Annotated in this window: 19 protein-coding genes; 8 read left to right on the top strand and 11 right to left on the bottom strand. The window is 33.7% G+C overall.

Annotation, left to right across the window (positions count from 1 at the left end; all coding sequences use genetic code 11):
• Positions 1 to 97 precede the first annotated feature (97 nt).
• From M0M44_RS03890 to M0M44_RS03880, 3 genes are all read left to right on the top strand, one after another.
• Positions 98 to 1075, top strand: a complete 978-nt coding sequence (locus M0M44_RS03890; RefSeq protein WP_248728583.1) for a succinylglutamate desuccinylase/aspartoacylase family protein — start codon at positions 98 to 100, stop codon at positions 1073 to 1075.
• Positions 1062 to 1631, top strand: coding sequence for a 5-formyltetrahydrofolate cyclo-ligase (locus tag M0M44_RS03885; RefSeq protein ID WP_248728582.1), 570 nt, complete (start codon positions 1062 to 1064; stop codon positions 1629 to 1631). The genes M0M44_RS03890 and M0M44_RS03885 overlap by 14 nt, the downstream gene beginning before the upstream one ends.
• Positions 1632 to 2213: 582 nt before the next feature.
• The gene (locus tag M0M44_RS03880; RefSeq protein WP_338030079.1) at positions 2214 to 3764 is read left to right on the top strand and encodes a vWA domain-containing protein; all 1551 of its coding nucleotides are present in this window, start codon (positions 2214 to 2216) and stop codon (positions 3762 to 3764) included.
• An 82-nt stretch (positions 3765 to 3846) separates the two neighbouring features.
• On the opposite strand, the gene M0M44_RS03875 is transcribed toward M0M44_RS03880, so the two are convergent.
• From M0M44_RS03875 to M0M44_RS03835, 9 genes are all read right to left on the bottom strand, one after another.
• Entirely contained in the window at positions 3847 to 4593 is a 747-nt protein-coding gene (locus tag M0M44_RS03875; protein WP_248728581.1) for a tetratricopeptide repeat protein, read from the bottom strand.
• Between the two features lie 103 nt (positions 4594 to 4696).
• Positions 4697 to 6445: a BatD family protein gene (locus M0M44_RS03870; RefSeq protein ID WP_248728580.1), complete on the bottom strand. Its 1749-nt coding sequence runs from the start codon at positions 6443 to 6445 to the stop codon at positions 4697 to 4699.
• A gap of 108 nt (positions 6446 to 6553) precedes the next feature.
• Entirely contained in the window at positions 6554 to 7315 is a 762-nt protein-coding gene (locus M0M44_RS03865) for a tetratricopeptide repeat protein (RefSeq protein WP_248728579.1), read from the bottom strand.
• A gap of 39 nt (positions 7316 to 7354) precedes the next feature.
• Complete coding sequence (locus M0M44_RS03860; RefSeq protein WP_248728578.1) at positions 7355 to 8389, bottom strand: vWA domain-containing protein; 1035 nt, start codon at positions 8387 to 8389, stop codon at positions 7355 to 7357.
• A gap of 53 nt (positions 8390 to 8442) precedes the next feature.
• Positions 8443 to 9444, bottom strand: a complete 1002-nt coding sequence (locus M0M44_RS03855; protein ID WP_248728577.1) for a vWA domain-containing protein — start codon at positions 9442 to 9444, stop codon at positions 8443 to 8445.
• Positions 9444 to 11081, bottom strand: coding sequence for a phenylalanine--tRNA ligase subunit alpha (locus M0M44_RS03850; RefSeq protein WP_248728576.1), 1638 nt, complete (start codon positions 11079 to 11081; stop codon positions 9444 to 9446). Before M0M44_RS03850 ends, M0M44_RS03855 begins: the two co-directional genes overlap by 1 nt.
• An 87-nt stretch (positions 11082 to 11168) precedes the next feature.
• Positions 11169 to 11525 (bottom strand): four helix bundle protein, encoded by a 357-nt coding sequence (locus tag M0M44_RS03845; protein WP_248728575.1) that lies wholly within the window; start codon positions 11523 to 11525, stop codon positions 11169 to 11171.
• Positions 11526 to 11599: 74 nt separating this feature from the next.
• Positions 11600 to 12463 (bottom strand): DUF58 domain-containing protein, encoded by an 864-nt coding sequence (locus M0M44_RS03840; protein ID WP_248728574.1) that lies wholly within the window; start codon positions 12461 to 12463, stop codon positions 11600 to 11602.
• Positions 12464 to 12556: 93 nt separating this feature from the next.
• Positions 12557 to 13561, bottom strand: coding sequence for an AAA family ATPase (locus tag M0M44_RS03835; protein WP_177211766.1), 1005 nt, complete (start codon positions 13559 to 13561; stop codon positions 12557 to 12559).
• Between the two features lie 212 nt (positions 13562 to 13773).
• Here M0M44_RS03835 and M0M44_RS03830 point away from each other — a divergent pair, with 212 nt between their 5' ends.
• From M0M44_RS03830 to M0M44_RS03820, 3 genes are all read left to right on the top strand, one after another.
• Positions 13774 to 14649 (top strand): aldo/keto reductase, encoded by an 876-nt coding sequence (locus tag M0M44_RS03830; RefSeq protein ID WP_248728573.1) that lies wholly within the window; start codon positions 13774 to 13776, stop codon positions 14647 to 14649.
• Positions 14650 to 14851: 202 nt separating this feature from the next.
• A complete protein-coding gene (locus tag M0M44_RS03825) occupies positions 14852 to 15607 on the top strand; it encodes an SDR family NAD(P)-dependent oxidoreductase (protein ID WP_248728572.1) in 756 nt (251 codons plus the stop codon).
• Positions 15608 to 15715: 108 nt separating this feature from the next.
• A complete protein-coding gene (locus M0M44_RS03820) occupies positions 15716 to 16861 on the top strand; it encodes an ATP-binding protein (protein ID WP_248728571.1) in 1146 nt (381 codons plus the stop codon).
• Positions 16862 to 16985: 124 nt separating this feature from the next.
• Here M0M44_RS03820 and M0M44_RS03815 read toward each other — a convergent pair whose 3' ends face one another.
• Positions 16986 to 17729, bottom strand: a complete 744-nt coding sequence (locus M0M44_RS03815; protein ID WP_248728570.1) for a DUF3298 and DUF4163 domain-containing protein — start codon at positions 17727 to 17729, stop codon at positions 16986 to 16988.
• Positions 17730 to 17833: 104 nt separating this feature from the next.
• Here M0M44_RS03815 and M0M44_RS03810 point away from each other — a divergent pair, with 104 nt between their 5' ends.
• A complete protein-coding gene (locus tag M0M44_RS03810) occupies positions 17834 to 18976 on the top strand; it encodes a cystathionine gamma-synthase (RefSeq protein WP_248728569.1) in 1143 nt (380 codons plus the stop codon).
• A gap of 171 nt (positions 18977 to 19147) precedes the next feature.
• Here the strand turns inward: M0M44_RS03810 and M0M44_RS03805 are convergent, their stop codons facing one another.
• Positions 19148 to 19939 carry a THC0290_0291 family protein gene (locus M0M44_RS03805; protein ID WP_248728568.1) on the bottom strand — a complete coding sequence of 264 codons (792 nt, stop codon included), beginning with the start codon at positions 19937 to 19939 and terminating at the stop codon, positions 19148 to 19150.
• Between the two features lie 327 nt (positions 19940 to 20266).
• Here M0M44_RS03805 and gdhA point away from each other — a divergent pair, with 327 nt between their 5' ends.
• Positions 20267 to 21610: an NADP-specific glutamate dehydrogenase gene (gene gdhA / locus M0M44_RS03800; RefSeq protein WP_095928401.1), complete on the top strand. Its 1344-nt coding sequence runs from the start codon at positions 20267 to 20269 to the stop codon at positions 21608 to 21610.
• Positions 21611 to 21649: the final 39 nt, after the last annotated feature.

Genomic DNA, 21649 nt, shown 5'->3' with positions numbered 1-21649 from the left:
AAACCATTCCGATTTCTAAATGAAGCTTAACATTGAATTAGTTTCAAATTTACAAAATCAAAAGAATAATTTCTATATTTAGATTTTATAATTCTACATGAAAAATAGTACTCCATTGGTTATTTTTGGCGAATCGATTTTGCCAGGGGAACACAGGACGATAAACGTCGAAATTGCTCGGCTTCATACTACAACAAAACTAAATATTCCTGTTATTGTTCGTCGTTCCAAGAACGAAGGACCGACTGTTTTATTTTCTGCCGGAATACACGGAGACGAAATTAACGGCGTTGAAATTGTTCGTCAGATTATCAGTAAAAAAATCAACAGACCTGCATGCGGTACAATAATCTGTATCCCAGTAATTAACATGTATGGTTTTGTGAATAAATCTCGCGAGTTCCCAGACGGACGCGACTTGAATCGTGTTTTTCCAGGAAGTAAAAAAGGTTCGCTTGCCAGTAGATTTGCTTATCATATTGTCGAAGAAATTTTGCCAATTTTAGATTATGCAGTCGATTTTCATGCGGGCGGAGCAAGCCGATTCAATGCGCCACAAATTAGAATCACAGAAAATAATCCGGAACTGAAAGTTTTGGCCGATATTTTTAATGCGCCATTTACACTTTATTCTAAAAATATAAACGGTTCTTTTAGAAAAACTTCTGAAAGTGCCAACGTAAAAATGCTTCTTTTTGAAGGAGGAAAATCTTTAGATATCAATAATGAAATTGCAAATCATGGTGTTTTAGGAACAAAACGTTTGCTCCATTATCTAGGAATGTTAGATTCTAAACAAATTATGGAGCCCGCCTTAACACCTTCTATTTACATCAAACAATCGGTTTGGCTTCGAGCAAAATGTTCGGGTTTGCTTCATGATTTTAATCTGATCGGAAAATTTGTAACCAAAGGCACTATCTTGGCGATTATTACAGATCCGTTTGGGAAGTTTGAGCAAAAAATCAAAGCGCCGCACGATGGTTATGTAATTAATGCCAATCATTCGCCAATTGTCTATGAAGGCGATGCCATTTATCATTTATCTAAAACTCCAGACAATGCCGACGAGTAAAAAAGAACTTCGAATAGAATACAAAAATTTTCGCAAAGCACTTTCTTTTGATGAAGTAGAAGAGAAGAGTTTGGCAATTACAAACCAATTGATTCAAATGCCAATTTGGGATAAAATTTATTATCATGTTTTTCTTCCGATTGAAGAGCATAAAGAAGTCAACACCGAATTTGTTCTGCATTTGCTTTCTGGAAAAGACAAAGAAATCCTGATTTCTAAAAGTGATTTTGAAACTAGAAAAATGACGCATTTTCTATTGACAGATAATACCAAAATTAAAAAGAACGAATATAATATTCCAGAACCTGTTGACGGAATTGAAGTTGCGTCTACTAAAGTAGAAGTAGTTTTTGTACCACTTTTAGCTTTTGATGTTTTTGGAAATAGAATTGGTTACGGAAAAGGTTTCTACGATAAATTTCTTGCCGAGTGTAAGCCTGAAACCTTAAAAATAGGGCTTTCTTTTTTTGAAGCTGTTAGCCAGATTGATGATGTTTTTGAATCGGATATCAAATTAAATTATTGCGTTACTCCTGATAAAATTTATAAATTTTAATTTAACTGCAAAAAAATAATGCCACAGATTAAAGGATTCGAAAAGATTAATGCATTTAATCATTATAATCTGTGGCAAAAAAAATAATTTTCACTTTTTGTTTTCGACATGCTGGGTGTAGACGCACTGCGGTGCGTCTCTACAATCTATGTTACAAAAAAATAATGCCACAGATTAAAGGATTCAAAAAGATTAATCCATTTAATCATTATAATCTGTGGCAAAAAAAAATAATTTTCACTTTTTGTTTTCGACATGCTGGGTGTAGACGCACTGCGGTGCGTCTCTACAATCTATGTGTAAAAAAAAATAATGCAACAGATTAGAGGATTTAAAAAGATTAATCTATTTAATCATTTTAATCTGTGGCAAAAAAATATTCGCATCACAAAAAATATTCTACGCAAGATACCTTTAAAATCAAGGTTTCTCATTTTGTTTTCACGTAAGAAAAAGATTTTTAATTTTTTTGGCACGATTTTGCTTACTCGAAAAAATGCAAATAATCGCCTCTAGTACATCCGGAATGCTAGTCCTTATTTGAAGCCTATAACCTTTTATTAATTTTTAAAAATTTACTTTATGAGAAATCTTAATTTCTTTATGATGGCATTACTTGTACTTACTATTTTCGGCTGTAAGAAAGCTGATTACGCTACAGGGGAAATTGTTGATTCTACTGCAGTTGCAGTAACTACAGATTTAATGGAAGAGGAAAATTATATTCCTGAAACCAATACAGAAAGCTACGCAGAATTAGAAGAAAATCCGTTTGAATCTCCGCTTAAAGAACCGCTTTCTACTTTTTCTATAGATGTTGATAATGCATCTTATACCAATATTCGCAGATTTATAAACGAAGGCCAGAAAGTTCCAAAAGATGCCGTTCGTGTCGAAGAAATGATTAATTTCTTTAAATACAAATATCCACAGCCAGATGGTCAGCATCCGTTTTCTATTAACACAGAATACAGTGATTGTCCTTGGAATAAAAGCAGCCGATTGCTAAAGATCGGTTTGCAGGGAAAAGACATTCCTATGGCGAATCTGCCGGCTACTAATTTGGTTTTTTTAGTTGATGTTTCGGGTTCGATGGATGAGCAGAATAAATTACCGTTGCTGAAAGAATCAATGAAAGTTTTAGTAAAAGAACTTCGAAGCATTGATAAAGTTTCGATTGTGGTTTATGCGGGATCTGCGGGAGTGGTTTTAGCGCCAACCTCTGGAGATAATAAAGATGAAATTATGGATGCTTTTGATGATTTACATGCAGGCGGAAGTACGGCAGGCGGAGAAGGAATCGAATTAGCGTACAAATTGGCACAGCAAAATTTTATCAAAGAGGGCAATAATAGAGTTGTGATCGCTACTGATGGTGATTTTAATGTTGGTGCTTCATCAGATGATGATATGCTGAAATTGATTGAACAAAAAAGAGAATCTGGAGTTTTCTTAACCGTTCTTGGATTTGGAATGGGAAATTACAAAGACAGTAAAATGGAAATTCTTGCCGATAAAGGAAACGGAAATTACGCTTACATTGATAACATTCAAGAGGCAAATCGTTTTCTTGGAAAAGAATTTAAAGGTTCTATGTTTGCTATCGCAAAAGATGTAAAAATCCAAATAGAGTTTAATCCGAATCACGTTCAAGCGTATCGATTGATTGGTTATGAAAACCGCAAATTAAATGCTGAAGATTTTAAAAATGATAAAATTGATGCAGGTGAATTAGGCAGCGGGCACTCGGTTACGGCTTTGTATGAGATTGTTCCAACTGGCGTAGAAAGTGATTATGTTCCTTCAGATTTAAAATATACTAAAACAGAGAAAGTAGCTGGAAATCATAGTGATGAATTAGCCACAGTAAAATTTAGGTATAAAAAACCTGATGGCAACAAAAGTATTGAAATTGTAAATGTAATTGCAGACAAGAAAACGGACTTAGAAAACAGTTCTCAAGATTTCAAATTCACGACTGCAGTTTCTTGGTTCGGATTAAAATTACGTGAATCAAAATATATAGCAAACAGTTCAAGTTCTGATATCAAAAGATTAGCAAAATCGGGTTTGTCAAACGACGAAGAAGGTTACAGATCTGAATTTGTACGATTGGTTGATGCAGTAAATTAATTTCAAATTCCAAAAAATAAAAATTCCAAACTCCAACTTAAAATTGGAATTTGGAATTTTTTATTTGAATATTTTTAAGACTTTATTTCACTTCTTTAATCGTTGAAGAATCTATCCATCCTTGAGTTCCATCTGTTAATTCGATTTTTTTCCAGCCTGCAATACTTTCCAAAACATATACTTTTGCTCCTTCATGCAATAAAATAATTCCATTCGAAGATTTTTTAGGTTCATGTCTAACTTGGCTTAATTCAGAAAAAACAATGGCAACACGATCGTTTTCAAAATGATTTTTTTCAGACATTCCTGCTGAAATGCTTAAAGCAAAAGCCACCAAAATGATAAACATTCCGACAAAATAAATTCTTTTTGCAAGTGTAGCATTCGAAAAATAATACCCAATAAAACTCAACAAAAATACAAAACCAAGCACAACAGAAATTTTGGCCCAAGTATTATAGTCAAAAATAGAAGTAAAGTTCTGAATCAGTTTGGCAAAACCTACTTTTGGCACTTCTTTGATTTCGTCAATCGTTAGTTTTTTAGCAAATTTTAAGTTGTTTAAAGTCTCAGGATCGTTTGGTTTCAAAACCAAAGCCTTTTCATAATTGTAAATCGAAGGCGCAACCTGATTTAGTTTGTAATAACAGTTTCCAAGATTAAAATACACTTCAGCAGAATGTAATTTATCTTCTTTAATGATGTTTTCATAAACCTGCGCCGCTTCTTTGTACTGTCCTTTTTGGTACAATGCATTAGCCGATTCAAAGCGACCTTGCGCAAAGAAAACCTGCGAGATGAATAAAAAGAGATATAGTATGTTTTTCATTTTCTATTATAATAAAGATTATCAACTTTGCGAACTTAAATTCGACTCAATCTAAATCAATTTTCTTAGCTCCCGATAGCTATCGGCGATTGCGTAAAAAAAATTAAACAATCTGTTTTTCTAGTTCAGAAATAATCAATACAGCCTTATCATAATCCTGTTGAATTGAAGCGCTTGATGCTGGTGCATAACGTGCAAATTCGCAGTTTTCAGTTAGAGCAATAAAATTCTGAACCGTTTCTGGATTTGCATTTCTAGATAACAGCAATTCTCTAATATTGTCTTTACTCATTTCTGAAGTTTCGATATGCAGTTTTGCTTTCAAGAAATTATGCATAGCTTTTTCAAGTGCAATATAGAAAGGCTCTTTGTTGTTAAGATGTTTCTTCGCTTGCGATAAATATTTCTTCGCCAGCTTATTGTTCATTCTAATTCTATTTCCAGTAACATCACTATCCATAGCTTCTTTTTTCTTTCTAGCTAAAATGATTATCGGAATAATGATAAATGGAGCAAACAATAATCCTAAATATAAGTTTGAGTCGTAAAAATCTTTTTTCTCAATAGGAATTAATGCTGTTCTAGGTTTAATATTTTTGAATTGATCTGCTTTTGCCACAGCATTTTTAGAAGCCGATGCTCCTGGATTTGCTTCAGCAGGTGTTGGCCCGTCCAAAACATCAATCATAATTTCTTTTGAAGTGATGGTTTTATAAGTACCAGAACTCAAATCGAAATAAGAGAACTGCATTGGTTTTATCGCATATTTTCCTCGGTATTGTGGTACAATAGTATATTTGTCTGTGATTCTTCCAGACATGCCACTTAGAGAAGTCGTTACTTGTTCGTCGTGAACAGGATCGTACATTTCTAATGCATTTGGAACAACTGGTTTTGGAAGCGTAAACAACTTCATATTTCCAGTTCCTTGTGCACTTACGATTAAGTCAAGACCTTCACCATTTTTAAGTGTTGTTTTGGATGGAGTAACGGTAAAATTCAATCTTCCGACTGCTCCAGTAAATCCTTCTGGTTTTGTGCTTTCTGGAAGAGGTCTTACATTGATTGTTTTTGCTCCAGCAGAAACTATTTTATTGTCTTCTGTAATAATCATTTGACCAAACATATCACGACGATTTGTTGGCAATTGCACGCCAATATCCAGTGAAAGAGGTTCAATAGTAAGTTTTCCTGATTTTTGAGGATATAAAATGGTTTTTTTCAGGATAACATAATAACATTTTTGGCCTTGGAAATTTCCTTCTTCAATTGCCAATTGTTTGATATCAATGTTCTGGTTCCAGAAATCATTGTATTTAGGTTTTGCCAATTCTTTAAATCCTGTAACTCCAATATTATTGAAATACAATTTGTAAACAGCTGTTATTGGCTCGTTTAGATACGGATTTGTTTTTGAAATTTCGGCAACAAGAGTCAATAATTCATTTCCAGATCCTGGAGGTCTGTCGTTTGGATCTCTTTCTTGAGCCACGGCATTGGTCACCGTAACCTTAATCGGATTTGTTTTGTAAACCTGACCATTGAATTCTATTGCTGCCTGCTTAATTGTGACAACTCCTTTTCTCTCAGGTTGCAAGATGTAAGAATATATTTTCTGAAAAGAGCTTCGCCCATTTATCCAAGACTGACTAATCTGTTGGCTTGGTCCTGCAACCATTTTAAACCCATCAAAAGAAGGTTGCTCGAAGTTATCTCCGTCAACATTCATGATGAAATCTATACGAAGTCTTTCGTTTATTCCAAGCGAGTTTTTGCTGACTCTGGCTTCAAATTGTACTTGAGCCATAAGTCCTTGAAAAGTGAGTAGAAATAGAATTAAATATCTTTTCATTACTTGTTTAATCGTTGTTTTTAATGCTTAATCGTTTAAACGTTATTTTGTTTAATCGTATTGTTTGGATTAAATAAACAAATTAACGGTTAAACGATTAACCAAATTTTACCAGTCTTTTTCTGTTTTCTTAGGATTAGTTTTTACTTTTTGAGCATTTACTTTGTCCTGAATTTTCTTTTCCTCATTATTTACAGCGTCAAGCAAATTCTGGACACGTTCTTTTGATATTCCTCCAGGCTGCGGTTTTGGCTCTCCTTGATTATCAGATTTGTCATCTTTCTTAGGATCGTTTTTACCGTCTTTTTTGTCTTTGTCCTGGTCGCCTTTATCGTCTTTTTTATCCTTGTCTTTATCTTTATTGTTGTCCTTGTTTTTGTCTTTATTTTTATCCTTATCCTTGTCTTTGTCCTTGTTTTTATCTTTTTGATCGTTTTTAGGAGGATTCTCTTTTAGTTTTTGTTTTGCGTAAGCATAATTGTAACGTGTTTCCTCATCAGTCGGGTCATTACGAAGTGCTTGTTTGTAAGCTTCAACGGCTTGAGAGTAATCTTTTTCTTTCATGAAAGTATTTCCAAGATTATGATAAGCCTTGTGCTTTTCAGGTCTCGTTTTGGCATTTTTTATCGCTTTCGCGTAAGCAAATTTAGCTTCTGAAATCTGATTTTGCCTATAAATGGTATTTCCTAAATTATAGGGTGCCGCTGATTTTTTAGGAAATTTTGATTCCGAAATTCTATAGTTTGCCTCAGCATCAGTAAATTTATTCTGTTTATATTCTTCATTACCAGCAGGCAATGATTTGTCCTTTTCTTGTGCAGCAACTGCAAAAGAAACCGTTAGTAAAATATAAAGGAGTAAATTTTTCATTCTAATTTTGTTTTCTGTTCTGAATTTCACTCTGAACATTTATTTCTTTTCATTAAATAAATCCAACTCTTTGATCCAGCTTGTTTTTCTTTCTAACAAGAAAATGTCTAGGAAAAGCAGTAAAAATGCAAATCCGATAAACCATTGGAACTGCGATTGAAATTCTGCCATTTGTGTAGCTTCAAATTCTGTTTTCTGAATATTGTTCAAAGCATTTTTTACATATTCTAAAACTTCTTTCGTGCTTCCGCCGTAAACATAACCACCTTTTGTTGCTTTTGCAATTGTTTTTAAACCTTCTTGATTTAATTTGGTAATAACTGTTTCTCCGTTTTGATCTTTTTGATACCCTCTTACAACGCCATTTTCTTTTAAAGGAATTGTTCCTCCTCTTTCTGTTCCAACACCAATTGTGATGATTTTCATTCCTAACTTATTGGCTTCTTCTGCCGCAGCAGTCGCACCTTCAGAATGATCTTCACCGTCAGAAATCAGAATTAATAATTTACTGGTTTTACTCTTTTCATCAAAATAAGTAGAAGACAATTTAATCGCTTCATCCAAAGATGTTCCTTGAGATGAAACCATTCCTGGATTCATACTCTGTAAAAACATTTTTGCAACGCTGTAATCTGATGTGATTGGTAAAACAGGGAAAGCACTTCCTGCGTATGCTACAATTCCGATTCTATCGCTTCCTAAATTGTTAATGATTTGAGAAACCAACTGTTTACTTTTGTCCAAACGGCTAGGAACAACGTCTTCTGCAAGCATACTTTTAGAAACATCAACGGCAAAAACAATATCGATACCTTCTCGTTTTACGGTTTCCATTTTGGTTCCGATTTTCGGATTTACCAAGCCAATAATCAAACAAGTAAGTGCCAAAAGAATTACAACAATTTTTAAAACAGGTTTAAAAACCGATTTCTCAGGGCTCAATCTTTTTACCATTTCCAAATCACCAAATTCACGTTGCGTTCTTCTTTTCCAATACATATTGAAAAGAAAAATACATACCACAATTGGGATAAGTAATAAGAGATATAAATATTTTTTTTCGTCTAATTCCATTTTAAATTTTAGATTTCTGAATTTAGATTTTAGATTTTTTTTTTAATCTAAAATTAAATGAAGCTTCTGTAAACCGTATTTCTTAATCCAACTTCAAGCAATAACATTAAACCTGCAAATAAGACAAAAAACCTGTATTTTTCGTCGTAATCGTAGAATTTCAGTTCCTGAATTTCTGTAGTTTCCAGTTTATTGATCGAGTTGTATATTTCTGCTAATTTGTCGTTACTTGTTGCTCTAAAATACGTTCCATCTGTTTTTCTAGCGATGTTTCTCATTAGCTTTTCATCGATTTCGACTTTCTGCATTTTAAATAAGAAACCGCCATTTGGAGCATATGCGTATGGAGATTCTGCCATTCCGTTTGTTCCAAGACCAATCGTGTAAACTTTAATTCCGTACTGTTTCGCAATATCTGACGCTGTTTCTGGTTCGATAAAACCAGCGTTGTTTACACCGTCAGTAAGAAGGATAATAATGCGACTTTTTGCTTTGCTATCTTTCAAACGATTTACAGCAGTTGCCAATCCCATTCCAATTCCGGTTCCGTCTTGTAAAACCGTATCGTATTTAATGCCTTTTATGGCTTCAAGAATAATAGCTTTATCGCTGGTAACAGGAGTTTTGGTGTAAGCTTCAGAAGCATATAAAACCAATCCGATTCTGTCGTTTGGTCTTTCTTCAACGAAATCGGCTGCAACTCGTTTTAAAGCTTCCATACGATTTGGCTTTAAATCTTTTGCCAGCATAGATCCAGAAACGTCAATTGCCATTACAATATCAATTCCTTTTGTTGTTTTAGTCTGATTACTAATGTCTACTGTTCTTGGTCGAGCCAATGCTATAATCAATGAACATAAAGCAAGAATTCTGAAAACGTATAGAGCAGGTTTGAATTTTGTCAAAAACGATTCGCTGTTTTGAAAACCTGCTGTAGAACTCATTTTTAAGGTAGCCGACTGCTGATTGCGTTTCCAGAAAAACCAAATTATCGTAATCGGAATCAATAGGAACAACCAAAGAAATTCTGGATTTAAAAAAGTGATCTTGCTCATTAGTTGTTTGCTCTTTGAAGTTCAACAGAATTTAATATTCGGGTCGTGATTTCATTTGCATAGGTATCGCCTTCTTCGTGCAAAATAAGGATTTGCTGTAAACCTTGATCTTGTTTGAAAAGTAACAATTCATAATATGCTTTTGTACTCGTTTTGGTTGCTGGATTCAAAACCGTCATTGTTCCGTAACCTTTTACTCCCTGAATACCTTCATTAGTTTGAAAATCTTCTTGTTTTACTATAATATTTTGTCCGCCTTGAGCCTCAATAATTTTTAAAGTACCTTCAAGCGTTTTACTTAAATCAATATCTGTTGGCTGTTTGAATTTAGATGTTGAAACCGTTACGTAAAAATTATCAATCATACTTCCGTATGCAAAAAGCTGCATTTCTTTGATAAGTGCCATCGCTTCTTTTGGAAGTGCTTTTTGTGCGTCCATTCTTTTTAAAACCTTTGGCGTTTCAATAAGAACAGCTGGACTTCCATAAGCACTTTTTACCCATTCGCCCTCTAATAATTCTTTAGAAGGATGGCCAATTATATTGTCTTTCACATAATTGAATCCTTTGGTTACAATAAAGAAAGTCGTTGTGGCAAACAATAATAGTATGATAGCTGCAACAGCGTAACCAATTCTGGCATTACGTTTTTTGCGAAGTTGTTCCTTAATTTGTTTTTGTCTTTGCGCTTCGTTTAATAGCTGATCTTCAATTTCTTCTGGAACTTCAGTTGGAATTGCATTATCAAGGGTTAAAATTACTTTTTGTATCTTATTTCTATCATCAGTAATTTCAAAATCAAGCGGTTTAGATTTGGCAAATTTTACCAAATCGGCCTGACGTAAAACGCGCTCTAAATTTTCAACCGTTTCTGGCGTAAGGGTCATTTTCTTTTTGGTCGAAGCTTCTCTAATCGCAGCAATTAACTCAGAAGTTGTGCTTTCCATTGCTGGAATATGAATCGCTTCTTCGATATAATTTCTAGCAATATCTGTTAGTTCGCTATAGTATTCTTTAATTTCTCCTTTTTGAACCAGTTCTTTTTGTTCTAGGTTGTTTAATAAACTAGTCGCTTTTTCGATAGGAGTTTTATAAACTTCTTCTTCGATTTTTTTCAACTGGCGTTTTTTAACATACCAGTAAACGAAAGCGCCAATTCCTAAAATGGCTAGAACTATTAAAGTGTAAATCCACCAATTTCCTATTCCCTCATCAACAGAAGAAATGTCTTTAATATCATACATTTTCTGCTGTAAAGTGTCAACTTTTACTGCAGCAACTTCAACTTTAATAGAATCAGAGTAAAAAGGTTTTTTATCAATTAAAATTTTGATGCTCGGAATCGTGTAACGGCCAGAATCAAACTGCGTTAAACCATATTTTTTTATAAGTTCGTAATTAGTGGCATCTTTCTTAACCGTATCAATCGGATAAGACTGGATAACTTCTAACGGACCGATATTTTTAAGTTTAGGAAATTCAACTTTTGATGTTGAAGTCACAACCGTTTTAAGCGTCAGTTTGAACTCAGCACCAATCTTATTTTTGGTGGTATCAATACTCGTTTCTATTGGTTTCTGCTGTGCAAAAATCATAGTAGAAAAAAGCAATAAAAATATATAAAGTTTAAATTTCATTTGATTAGTGATTGAAGATTAACGATTTTTGATTTTTGATTTTTCCAAGGATTGTCAATTGTTTTCTAAAATAGTAATCTTTAATTTTTATGAATTATTTTTTGATGTTTTAATGCTGGATACAAAAATGGAAATTAATTGATTTGCTTCCATTTTTACTTGCATTAAACTTTCTCTGTCTGTTGATAAATTTGCTTTTTCTATGATTTTCAAACAAACAAATGTTTCTCTTAATTCTTTCAGACAAATCCCCATTTTATGAATAAAATCTTTTTTGCTCTCTGCACTTTGCGCTTCACCGTAATTTAGCGCTGGCGATGTTCCCGATCGGATTATTTGTCCTGACAAATGATTTCCTGCATAATTTTTCTCAAACTTACTTGCTATAATTATAATTGTTGCTGCAAAATCAATCAATCTATTTTCTAATTCTTGTTTGGTCATTTCTTAAATACTCCCTTTAATCTCAAATCACACACATCATAAATCAAAAATCGTTAATCAAAAATCAAAAATACTTATCTCGATTTGAAATAGCCTAATAATTTAGTAACGTAATTTTCGTCTACTCTGGTATTTACAATTCCTGCTCCAGATTTACGGAAGGTATCTTTAAAATAATTTAGTTTTTCCTGATAGTGCTTCTCGTAATTCAAACGAACTGCTTTCGAACTTGTATCAACCAACTGTATCTTTCCAGTTTCGGCATCCAGCATGTTTACCATTCCTAAATTTGGAATTCTTTCTTCACGAATATCGTAAACTCGAACACCTGTAATGTCGTGTTTCTTTGAAGCAATTTTTAAAGTATGTTCATACGAATCAGACATAAAATCGGAGATCATAAAAATAATGGCTTTCTTTTTTTGGGTTCCAGATAAGAATTTTAATGCCTGAGCAATGTCTGTTTTATGGCTTTTTGGTTCAAATTCGATTAATTCCCGAATGATGCGAAGTACGTGCGAACGTCCTTTTTTTGGCGGAATATATAATTCTACAGTATCAGAAAATAAGATTAAACCAATTTTGTCATTATTCTGTGTAGCCGAAAAAGCCATCGTTGCCGCAATTTCGGTTACGATGTCTTTTTTGAATTGATTTTTAGAACCAAAAGATTCCGAACCCGAAATGTCAACCATTAAAACCATGGTCAATTCGCGTTCTTCCTCAAATACTTTAACGTGAGCTTCATTGTAGCGTGCGGTCACATTCCAATCGATGTTACGAATATCATCTCCGTATTGGTATTGACGCACCTCGCTAAACGTCATTCCTCGTCCTTTAAATGAAGAGTGGTATTCTCCCGAAAAGATATGATTACTCAGTCTTTTGGTTTTGATTTCTATTTTCCGTACTTTTTTTAAAAGCTCTTTTGTATCCATTTTTCGGATTGCAGATTTTAGATTTTAGATTTTAGATTATTTTTTAGACTGCAGATTTAAATCTAAATTCTGCAATCTAAAATCTAAAATTTTTTAAGGTACCTCAATCTCGTTAACGATTTTGTTGATAATGTCTACAGAAGTGATGTTTTCTGCTTCTGCTTCGTAAGTAATTCCAACTCTGTGACGTAATACATCGTGAACAACTGCACGAACGTCTTCTGGAATTACATAACCACGACGTTTGATGAAAGCATAACATTTAGCAGCATTAGCCAAGTTGATACTTCCACGAGGAGAAGCTCCAAAACTGATAAGCGGTTTTAAATCGGCTAATTTGTATTTTTCTGGGTAACGTGTAGCGAAAATAATATCAAGAATATATTTTTCGATTTTTTCGTCCATATAAACTTCACGAACAGCTTCCTGAGCACGTAGAATCTGATCTACAGAAACCACTGGATTTACTTTTTCGTAAGATCCTTTTAAGTTTTGACGAATTACAAAACGCTCTTCATCAATTTTTGGATAATCAATAACAGTTTTCAACATAAAACGGTCAACTTGCGCTTCAGGAAGTGCATAAGTTCCTTCTTGCTCAACTGGATTTTGTGTTGCTAATACTAAAAACGGACGATCTAATTTAAATGTAGTGTCACCAATAGTAACTTGTTTTTCCTGCATTGCCTCTAATAACGCTGACTGAACCTTTGCAGGCGCACGGTTAATCTCATCTGCAAGTACGAAATTGGCAAAAATAGGTCCTTTTTTAATTGAGAACTCATTTGCTTTAATATTGTAAATCATGGTTCCGATAACATCGGCAGGTAATAAATCTGGCGTAAACTGGATACGGCTGAAAGATCCTTGAACCGCTTGAGAAAGCGTGTTGATGGCTAAAGTTTTTGCCAGACCAGGAACTCCTTCCAATAAAATATGCCCTTGCCCCAATAATCCAATCAATAGACGCTCGACCATATGTTTCTGACCCACAATAACTTTGTTCATTTCCATTGTAAGAAGGTCTATAAAAGCACTTTCTCTCTCAATTTTTTCATTTATCGCTCTAATGTCTAAAGTCGTTGTATTTTCTTCCATATAAATATTTTTAAAACCTTGATTTTAACGCCTAATTTTTGAGAGTGCAAATTGAATATTTTTTGAGAAGTAAGATGTTAAAGAATGGTTAAAACTTCGACCAATGACTTAATTTTAAGGACTAATTGTGAATCTATTTTTATATTTTTAAGAACTTTGATGATTATGTTTTATAAAAGCATAATTATTACCAAAAATAACGCATAATTATTATGAGCAAAACAGTCTTATCGCCTATAATTTCAGGCACTATGAATTGGGGAGTTTGGGATAAAAACCTTACAACTAGCGAAATGGAAAACATGATACAAGTGAGTATCGAAAACAAAATTACGACTTTTGATCACGCGGATATTTACGGTTCGTATACGACCGAAGCTGATTTTGGAAAAGCTTTTCACGCAAGTAAAATTCAACGCGAAAAATTACAATTAATTACCAAGTGTGGTATTCAAATGATTGCTGATAAACGCCCCGAAAACAAAATCAAACATTACGATTATTCTAAAGACTATATTATTAAGTCTGTAGAAAAATCTCTAAAAAATTTAAAAACAGATTACGTAGATGTTTTTCTGCTTCACAGACCAAGTCCGTTAATGCAGGCTGACGAAATCGCTGAAGCGGTGGAGAAATTAAAAGGAGAAGGAAAAATTATTGATTTTGGTCTTTCGAATTTTACAAGTTCTCAAACAGAATTAATTCGTCAGAAAACAGAAGTTAGTTACAATCAAGTTCAATTTTCTGCAACGCATTATGAGCCAATGCTTGATGGAAGTTTAGATTACATGCAAACGCAAGGCATTCGTCCTTTATCATGGAATCCGCTTGGAACTGTTTTTAGAGAAGATACGAAACAGACTCGCCGTTTGAAAAAACTGTTTTCTACTTTGTTAGAAAAATATCACTTAGGAGCAGATACACTTCTATTAGCATGGATTTTAAAGCATCCGGCAAAAGTAATTCCGATTGCAGGAACAGTAAATATTGCTAGAATTCAATCTCTATCAAAAGCTATTGAATTAGAAATGGATAAAGAAGACTGGTTCGCGATCTGGACTGAAAGTATGGGCGACGATGTGCCTTAATTTTTAGTTTTTCAGTATTCAGAATTTTAGTGTTCAGCTAGAACTCTAAAATATTTGCAAAAATAGAACGCGGATGACGCGGATTTACTTCGTAAAGACGCAGATTGACGCAGATTTTATTTATTACAAAAAAAAATCCGTAATAATCCGTGTCTTTACGAAGTAAATCCGCGTCATCCGCGTACCAAAATATAACCTAAAAATGAAAAAAACAGTTTTAATTACTGGCGCTACAAGCGGAATTGGAAAAGCAACCGCTCAGATTCTAGCAAAAAACAATTATAAAGTTATTCTTTGCGGAAGACGTAAAGACCGTTTGGAAGAACTTCAAAAAGAACTTTCGGCTTTTACAGAAGTACATTCTTTAGAATTTGATGTTCGTAACAAAGAGGAGGTTTTAGAAAAAATAGGTGCTTTGCCAAACGATTTTTCTACAATAGACGTTTTAATTAATAACGCTGGAAATGCCCACGGTTTAGATCCGATTCAAAATGGAAATTTAGACGATTGGGATGCCATGATCGATATTAATGTCAAAGGTCTTTTGTACGTTTCAAAAGCGATAATTCCGCAAATGGTGGAGAGACAATCTGGACATATCATTAATATTGGATCAACAGCAGCAAAAGAGGTTTACCCAAATGGAAATGTATATTGTGGTTCTAAACATGCCGTTGATGCGATTACAGCAGGAATGCGAATCGATTTAAATCCGTTTGGAATTCGAGTTGGAGGCATTCACCCAGGAATGGTAGCAACAGAATTCAGCGAAGTCCGTTTTAAAGGAGATGTCGAAAGAGCCGCAAATGTTTACAAAGGATTTGATCCGCTGCAGGCTGAAGATATTGCGGATATTATTCACTTTGTGGTCTCAAGACCTTATCATGTAAATATTGCAGATTTGGTTGTGATGAGTACAGCACAGGCGTCTTCGACGATTGTTAAAAAGAATATTTAAAACTAGATGATTAGACTTCTTAGAAAATCAGATCTTTAGTTTAAATTAGAAATCTGAAAATCAATCTAAGAAGTCTAAAAATCTAAGTCAGTCTAATAATCGGGAATAATGATCAATAAGCGCCTTTTAATAAAAAATCTCCTTGCTCATAATGACGAAAGCAGTTTTTATGATAAGAAAAGGCAATTGAACCTACATTCCAGAGAAGGGAAAGGAAAATTTCTAAAGCACATTTGCGCATTATCTAATTCAAATCCGAATAACAATTCTTATATCGTTGTTGGGGTAGAAGACCAAGATAACGAAATTGTCGGCGATGATTTCTTTGATGACAGCCGAATTCAGAATCTGGTCAACGCATTTTTAGAAAATCCTCCAAAAATTCAATACGAAAACGTCCCTTTTCCAAATCTTCCAAAAGACAAAGTAATCGGTCTGGTTACCATAAAACCTAAAAGTAAAATTTCTTATTTTAAAAAAGGAATTCATACTATTCTTGCCAACAGCATCTTCATAAGACGTGGCAGTAATTCGATTCCTCTTGAAGAACACGAGGAAATTGAAAAAAATAATCAGAATACAGAAACGGTTATCGGAATAGAAAACAGCTCTCGAAATAGTATTCAATATACTTTAGACGGTGTTATCGATTTTATGAATTTCAGACATAAAGATATGTCGCCAAAATACCGTGTTTTTAAAGAATTATTCGTGATTTGTTGGGCTGGAGTTCCGAAAAAATTACGCGATAAAACGTATTTGTCTCGTGTAGATATCGAATTGATAAACGAACAAATTAAACTTTTTTATTCCGCACAAGATGTTGTTACAATAGAATATAACGATGATACTTTTACCATTACAGAATATGTTCCGTTGGGATTAAATGACAAAACGAGTTATTATCCGTTAGAAGAACAAACGATTCATTTCTTTGATAATGGTTATTATAAAATAGATCGCCAAATGCTTTTTCAGCCGCCGGAGTTTAACCGAAAAATGCTGTATCATATTTATAATTCAAATATGGCATTGCTGGGAAAACTTCAAAAAGAAATTGCATTATCTGATCGTGAAATGAAAGATCTGGAAAATCTTCCTTCTACTTTTATGATTTGTCATTTGAATGGTTTTGAGGATGCCCGACAAAAATTAATAGATGCAAAATTGCTTTTAAAGCCTTATAAAAATGTTTATTCTTCTTTTAAAGAGGCTTTGAGGGTGTTACGTAAAATGAAGTATGATGTTCAATAAAAAGGTGCAGAGGTTCAGAGAAACAAAGTGACAAAGGTTTTCTGTAGAGGCGAACCGCAGTGCGTCTACATCCAGCATATCTACAAAGATTGTGTAGATGCTGAATTTATTTAATCTTAAATATTTATTGAAAATTTAAATATTTTTTTACTTCTTCGTATGGAAATAGAAGTTCTTTTGGACCATCTGCATATGAAGCGGCTTCGTATGAGTTGTAATATAAAAGCAAACCTGCTGATGTGTAGAAAATGTTTTGAGGCAGTTGAAATTTGTCGTTTTCAAACATTAAACCTGTGGCATTGATATTGGCTTTTTCTGGAATTTTATATTTTGATCTGAATGTTTTTTCAGCGAATGTTTTAAACTCGTTTTCGTTTTTAAATAACTGATTATTGAAAATGGTTTTTCCTGTTTTTTTATCGAATAATAAAGAGCGGTAACCTTGATAACCGTGAGCGCCGCCAGTAAAAGTATAATGGTCAATTTTAAGGTTTAAAATCTGGTCAGATTCAAATTCGACATTTCCAATAATTTTTGCTTCCCAGCCAAAAGTATCGTTCGGAAACTTTTGATGCATTTCTTGATAGGAGTCAATAAAAGATTTCGCTAATGATTTGTAACCATCAACTTTTACCGAATCGTCTTCAAAAAATACAATCTCTTTAATGACGGCAAATACTTTCTTATTAATGCTGTCTGATGTTACTTTAACATTTTTAGCAATTGGAACTTCTATGGTGATTTTTGGGCAGTCATTTGCGCATGGTATAGTAGATTTCTCTTCAAACGTTTCATTTTCAAATGAAAGCTCTTTTTTGCAACTTGTAAAAATCAAACACAAAAAGAGTATAAATAATGAATTTTTCATATCAAAAAGTGTTAATTATCTACAAAGGTAAGAAGTTGTGTCGCGATAAAATAAATTAAGCGGTAAATTTGTAAAAGAATTAAGGATTTAAAATTTATAACTATATGAAATTCAATACAAAAGTTATTCACGGAGGACAGCATCATGATCCAAGCACAGGCGCTGTTATGCCGCCAGTGTATCAAACTTCAACATTTGTACAAACAAGTCCAGGGAAACCTTTGGCAGATTACGAATATAGTAGAGCTTCAAACCCTACACGTACAGCTTTAGAAGACGCTTTGGCTAGTATTGAAAACGGAACTCGAGGATTGGCATTTTCGTCTGGTCTTGCCGCGACTGACTGTGTTTTAAGATCTTTTAAAGCTGGAGACGAAATCATTGCGATGGATGATTTATATGGCGGAACGTACAGAATGTTCTCGCGTGTGTATAAAGATTCGGGTATTAAATTTCATTTTGTTGATATGACAAATATCGAAAAACTGAAAAGTTTAATTAACGAAAACACGAAGTTAATTTGGGTAGAAACACCAACAAATCCGTTGATGAAATTGGCAGACATCCAAGAAATAGCAAAAATTACTCAAGAGAAAAAAATCCTTCTAGCGGTTGACAATACTTTTGCAACACCTTATTTGCAAAAACCTTTAGATTTAGGAGCAGATATTGTAATGCACTCTGCAACAAAATATTTAGGAGGGCATTCTGATGTTATTGCTGGAGCATTAATTGTAAAAGACGCAGCCCTTGGAGATCAATTGCATTTTCAGCAATTTGCAACAGGAGCGACTCTTGGACCAATGGATAGTTTCTTGGTTTTAAGAGGAATCAAAACTTTAGCTTTAAGAGTTCAAAGACATTGTGAAAATGGAGAAAAAGTGGTTGAATATTTGAGCAAACATCCTAAAATTAAAACGGTTTATTATCCAGGTTTAAAGAATCATCCGTTTCACGAAATTGCTAAGAAACAAATGAAAGCTTTTGGAGGAATGGTTTCTTTTGATTTTAAGTCTGGGAAGAAAGAAGATTCTATCTCGTTTTTAGAAAAATTGAAAGTGTTTACTCTAGCAGAATCTCTTGGTGGAGTTGAATCATTGGCTAATCACCCAGCTTTAATGACTCACGCTTCTATTCCTGCAGATAAAAGAGCAGAAGTAGGTATTACTGATGATTTAGTTCGATTGAGTGTTGGTATCGAAGATGCAGAAGATTTAATTGCCGATTTAGAGCAAGCTTTAGCTTAATATAAATTACAATAAGAAAATCCCAAATTCCAATTTTTATTTTGGCAGTTTGGGATTTCTTATTTTAAAATTTCTTAAAGAAGAAGACGATAAAATGTCTAATGAAAAAATCCCAAATTCCATTTAATAGCTTTGGAATTTGGGATTTTATATTTTGAGATTTAAATTTTTTTAGAATTCTAAATAGTAGATGTATCCAAAGTTAAACCAAACCTGCCAATCGTTAGATTTGTTTTCTTTGTAAATATCTTTATTTGGGTTTAATCCGTCAATCCAGTCTGAGCTGTACATATGAAAACGAGTTTCAAACATTAAATCACTCATTTCAGTCAGTTTATAATGTACACCTACCGTCGCTGTTGCCGCTAAGGCTATACCCGTTTCAGTAGAAAATCCATGTGCGCGTCCGTCAGATGGAGTTAAGTATTTCCCCGGAGTATTAGCAGGAAGTGTAATGTCTCCTAAATGTGATCCAACTTTTGCTGAATAGTAGCTCACCTGAAACCCTAAAGCTCCATACGGACTGAAGCTACCAACTGTATTTTCGAAATCGTGGATTTTCATAAAAGGAGAAAATTCCATCTGTGCTCCCAAGCTTACTATACTAGAACTTGCATGCATATTTCTTAGTTGTGTTGCAAATACTCCGTTAGGTTTGTAATCAACCCATTGGCCATGGTGTTTTAAAGTAGTTTTGCTATAAGACAGATCAGATCTTACTTTAAAATGTTCTGTAAAATAGTTTTCTCTATTGTTATTGGCAGAAAAGTTTATAAAGTGCATGATTCCAATGCCAAAACCTGTGTTTCCGACATTATTATCAAAGTTGTTTCTTTCTCCAAAATCGGACTGTAAAGTTACTGGTCCTGCATAGATTCCGATCTCTTGGGCTAATCCTTGTGCTGATACAGCAGTTGAGATGCCCAATAAGGCAAATAATGTGATAAATAGGTGCTTAGGCATTTTTTAGGGGCTTACAAATCTCGGCAAATATATAAAAAACATAATCGATTCAAAATATTAAATTACTGTATTGAAAAATAACTAGCAAAATACTTAATTTACTAATTTTTAAAAGGTGTTTTGCATGTAAACACCTACATGTAAAATGCGTTTTTTTCTAATGTTTGAAAAAAACACAAATCGCTTCAAAAAAGTGAAAAATGTAACATCGAATCATTATTTGATATATCTTTGTCCGTTAAAACGAAAACGTTTTCTTAAACGTAGTTTCTTATTTTTTATAAGAGTAAAAATTAAATCTAAATTATCTGAAAATTTATTTTAAAGATGGAACAAAAAATAAATGAATTTATGGCTCTTGTTGAGTCAAAAAATCCAAACGAGCCAGAATTTCTTCAAGCAGTTAGAGAATTCGCAGAAACTGTAATTCCGTTTATATCTGAGCGTAAAAAATATGACGGAAAGAATATCCTTTTAAGAATCGCTGAACCAGAAAGATCAATAATATTTAGAGTTCCGTGGGTAGATGATAAAGGCGAAATTATTGTAAATAGAGGTTTCAGAATTCAAATGAATTCTGCAATTGGACCTTACAAAGGAGGAATTAGATTTCATCACTCAGTAAACTTATCAGTTTTAAAATTCTTGGCATTTGAACAAGTATTTAAAAACAGTTTGACAACACTTCCGATGGGAGGTGGAAAAGGAGGTTCTGATTTTGACCCAGAAGGAAAATCTGATGCTGAAATTATGCGTTTCTGCCAGTCATTCATGACAGAATTATGTCGCCATATTGGTCCAGATCTTGACGTTCCAGCTGGGGATATTGGTGTTGGTGCACGTGAAATCGGTTACTTATTTGGTCAATATAAAAGAATTAGAAATGAATTTACAGGAGTTTTAACTGGAAAAGGTTTGGCTTATGGAGGTTCATTAATCAGACCAGAAGCTACAGGATACGGAGTAGTTTATTTTACAGATCAAATGCTTCGCACAATTGGTCATGAAATTAAAGGAAAAAGAGTTGCTATTTCTGGATTCGGAAATGTGGCTTGGGGTGTTGCTTTAAAAGTAAATGAACTAGGAGGTAAAGTAGTTACTATTTCTGGACCTGATGGTTATATTTATGATGAAGAAGGTATCTCTGGAGAAAAAATCGAACATATGGTTGAAATGAGAGCTACTGGAGATAATAGAGCAGAGAGATATCTAGAGAAATATCCAAATGCTATTTTCCACAAAGGAAAAAGCCCTTGGGAAGTAAAAGTAGATATTGCTATTCCATGTGCTACTCAAAATGAATTAAATGGTGATGATGCTAAGAAATTGATAGATAATGGCGTTTTATGTGTTACAGAAGCTGCCAATATGCCTTCTACTTTAGATGCTATTAAACTTTTCCTAGATAGTAAAGTGTTATTCGCGCCAGGAAAAGCTGCAAATGCTGGAGGTGTTGCTGCTTCAGGATTAGAAATGACTCAGAACTCAATTCGTTTAAACTGGACTAGTGAAGAGGTAGACTTGAGATTGAAAGAAATCATGATCGGAATTCATAACCAGTGTAAAAAATACGGTGCAGAAGAAGATGGATATGTTAACTATGTAAAAGGAGCTAATATTGCCGGATTTGTAAAAGTTGCCGATGCTATGCTTGCACAAGGTGTGGTTTAAGAATTAATTGCAATAATTAGAATTACCCTCGTTATCTTA

The sequence above is a fragment of the Flavobacterium humidisoli genome (genome assembly GCF_023272795.1).
In the GTDB taxonomy this organism is placed as follows: Bacteria; Bacteroidota; Bacteroidia; order Flavobacteriales; family Flavobacteriaceae; genus Flavobacterium; species Flavobacterium humidisoli.
This window is presented reverse-complemented; position numbering and strand designations above follow the sequence as displayed.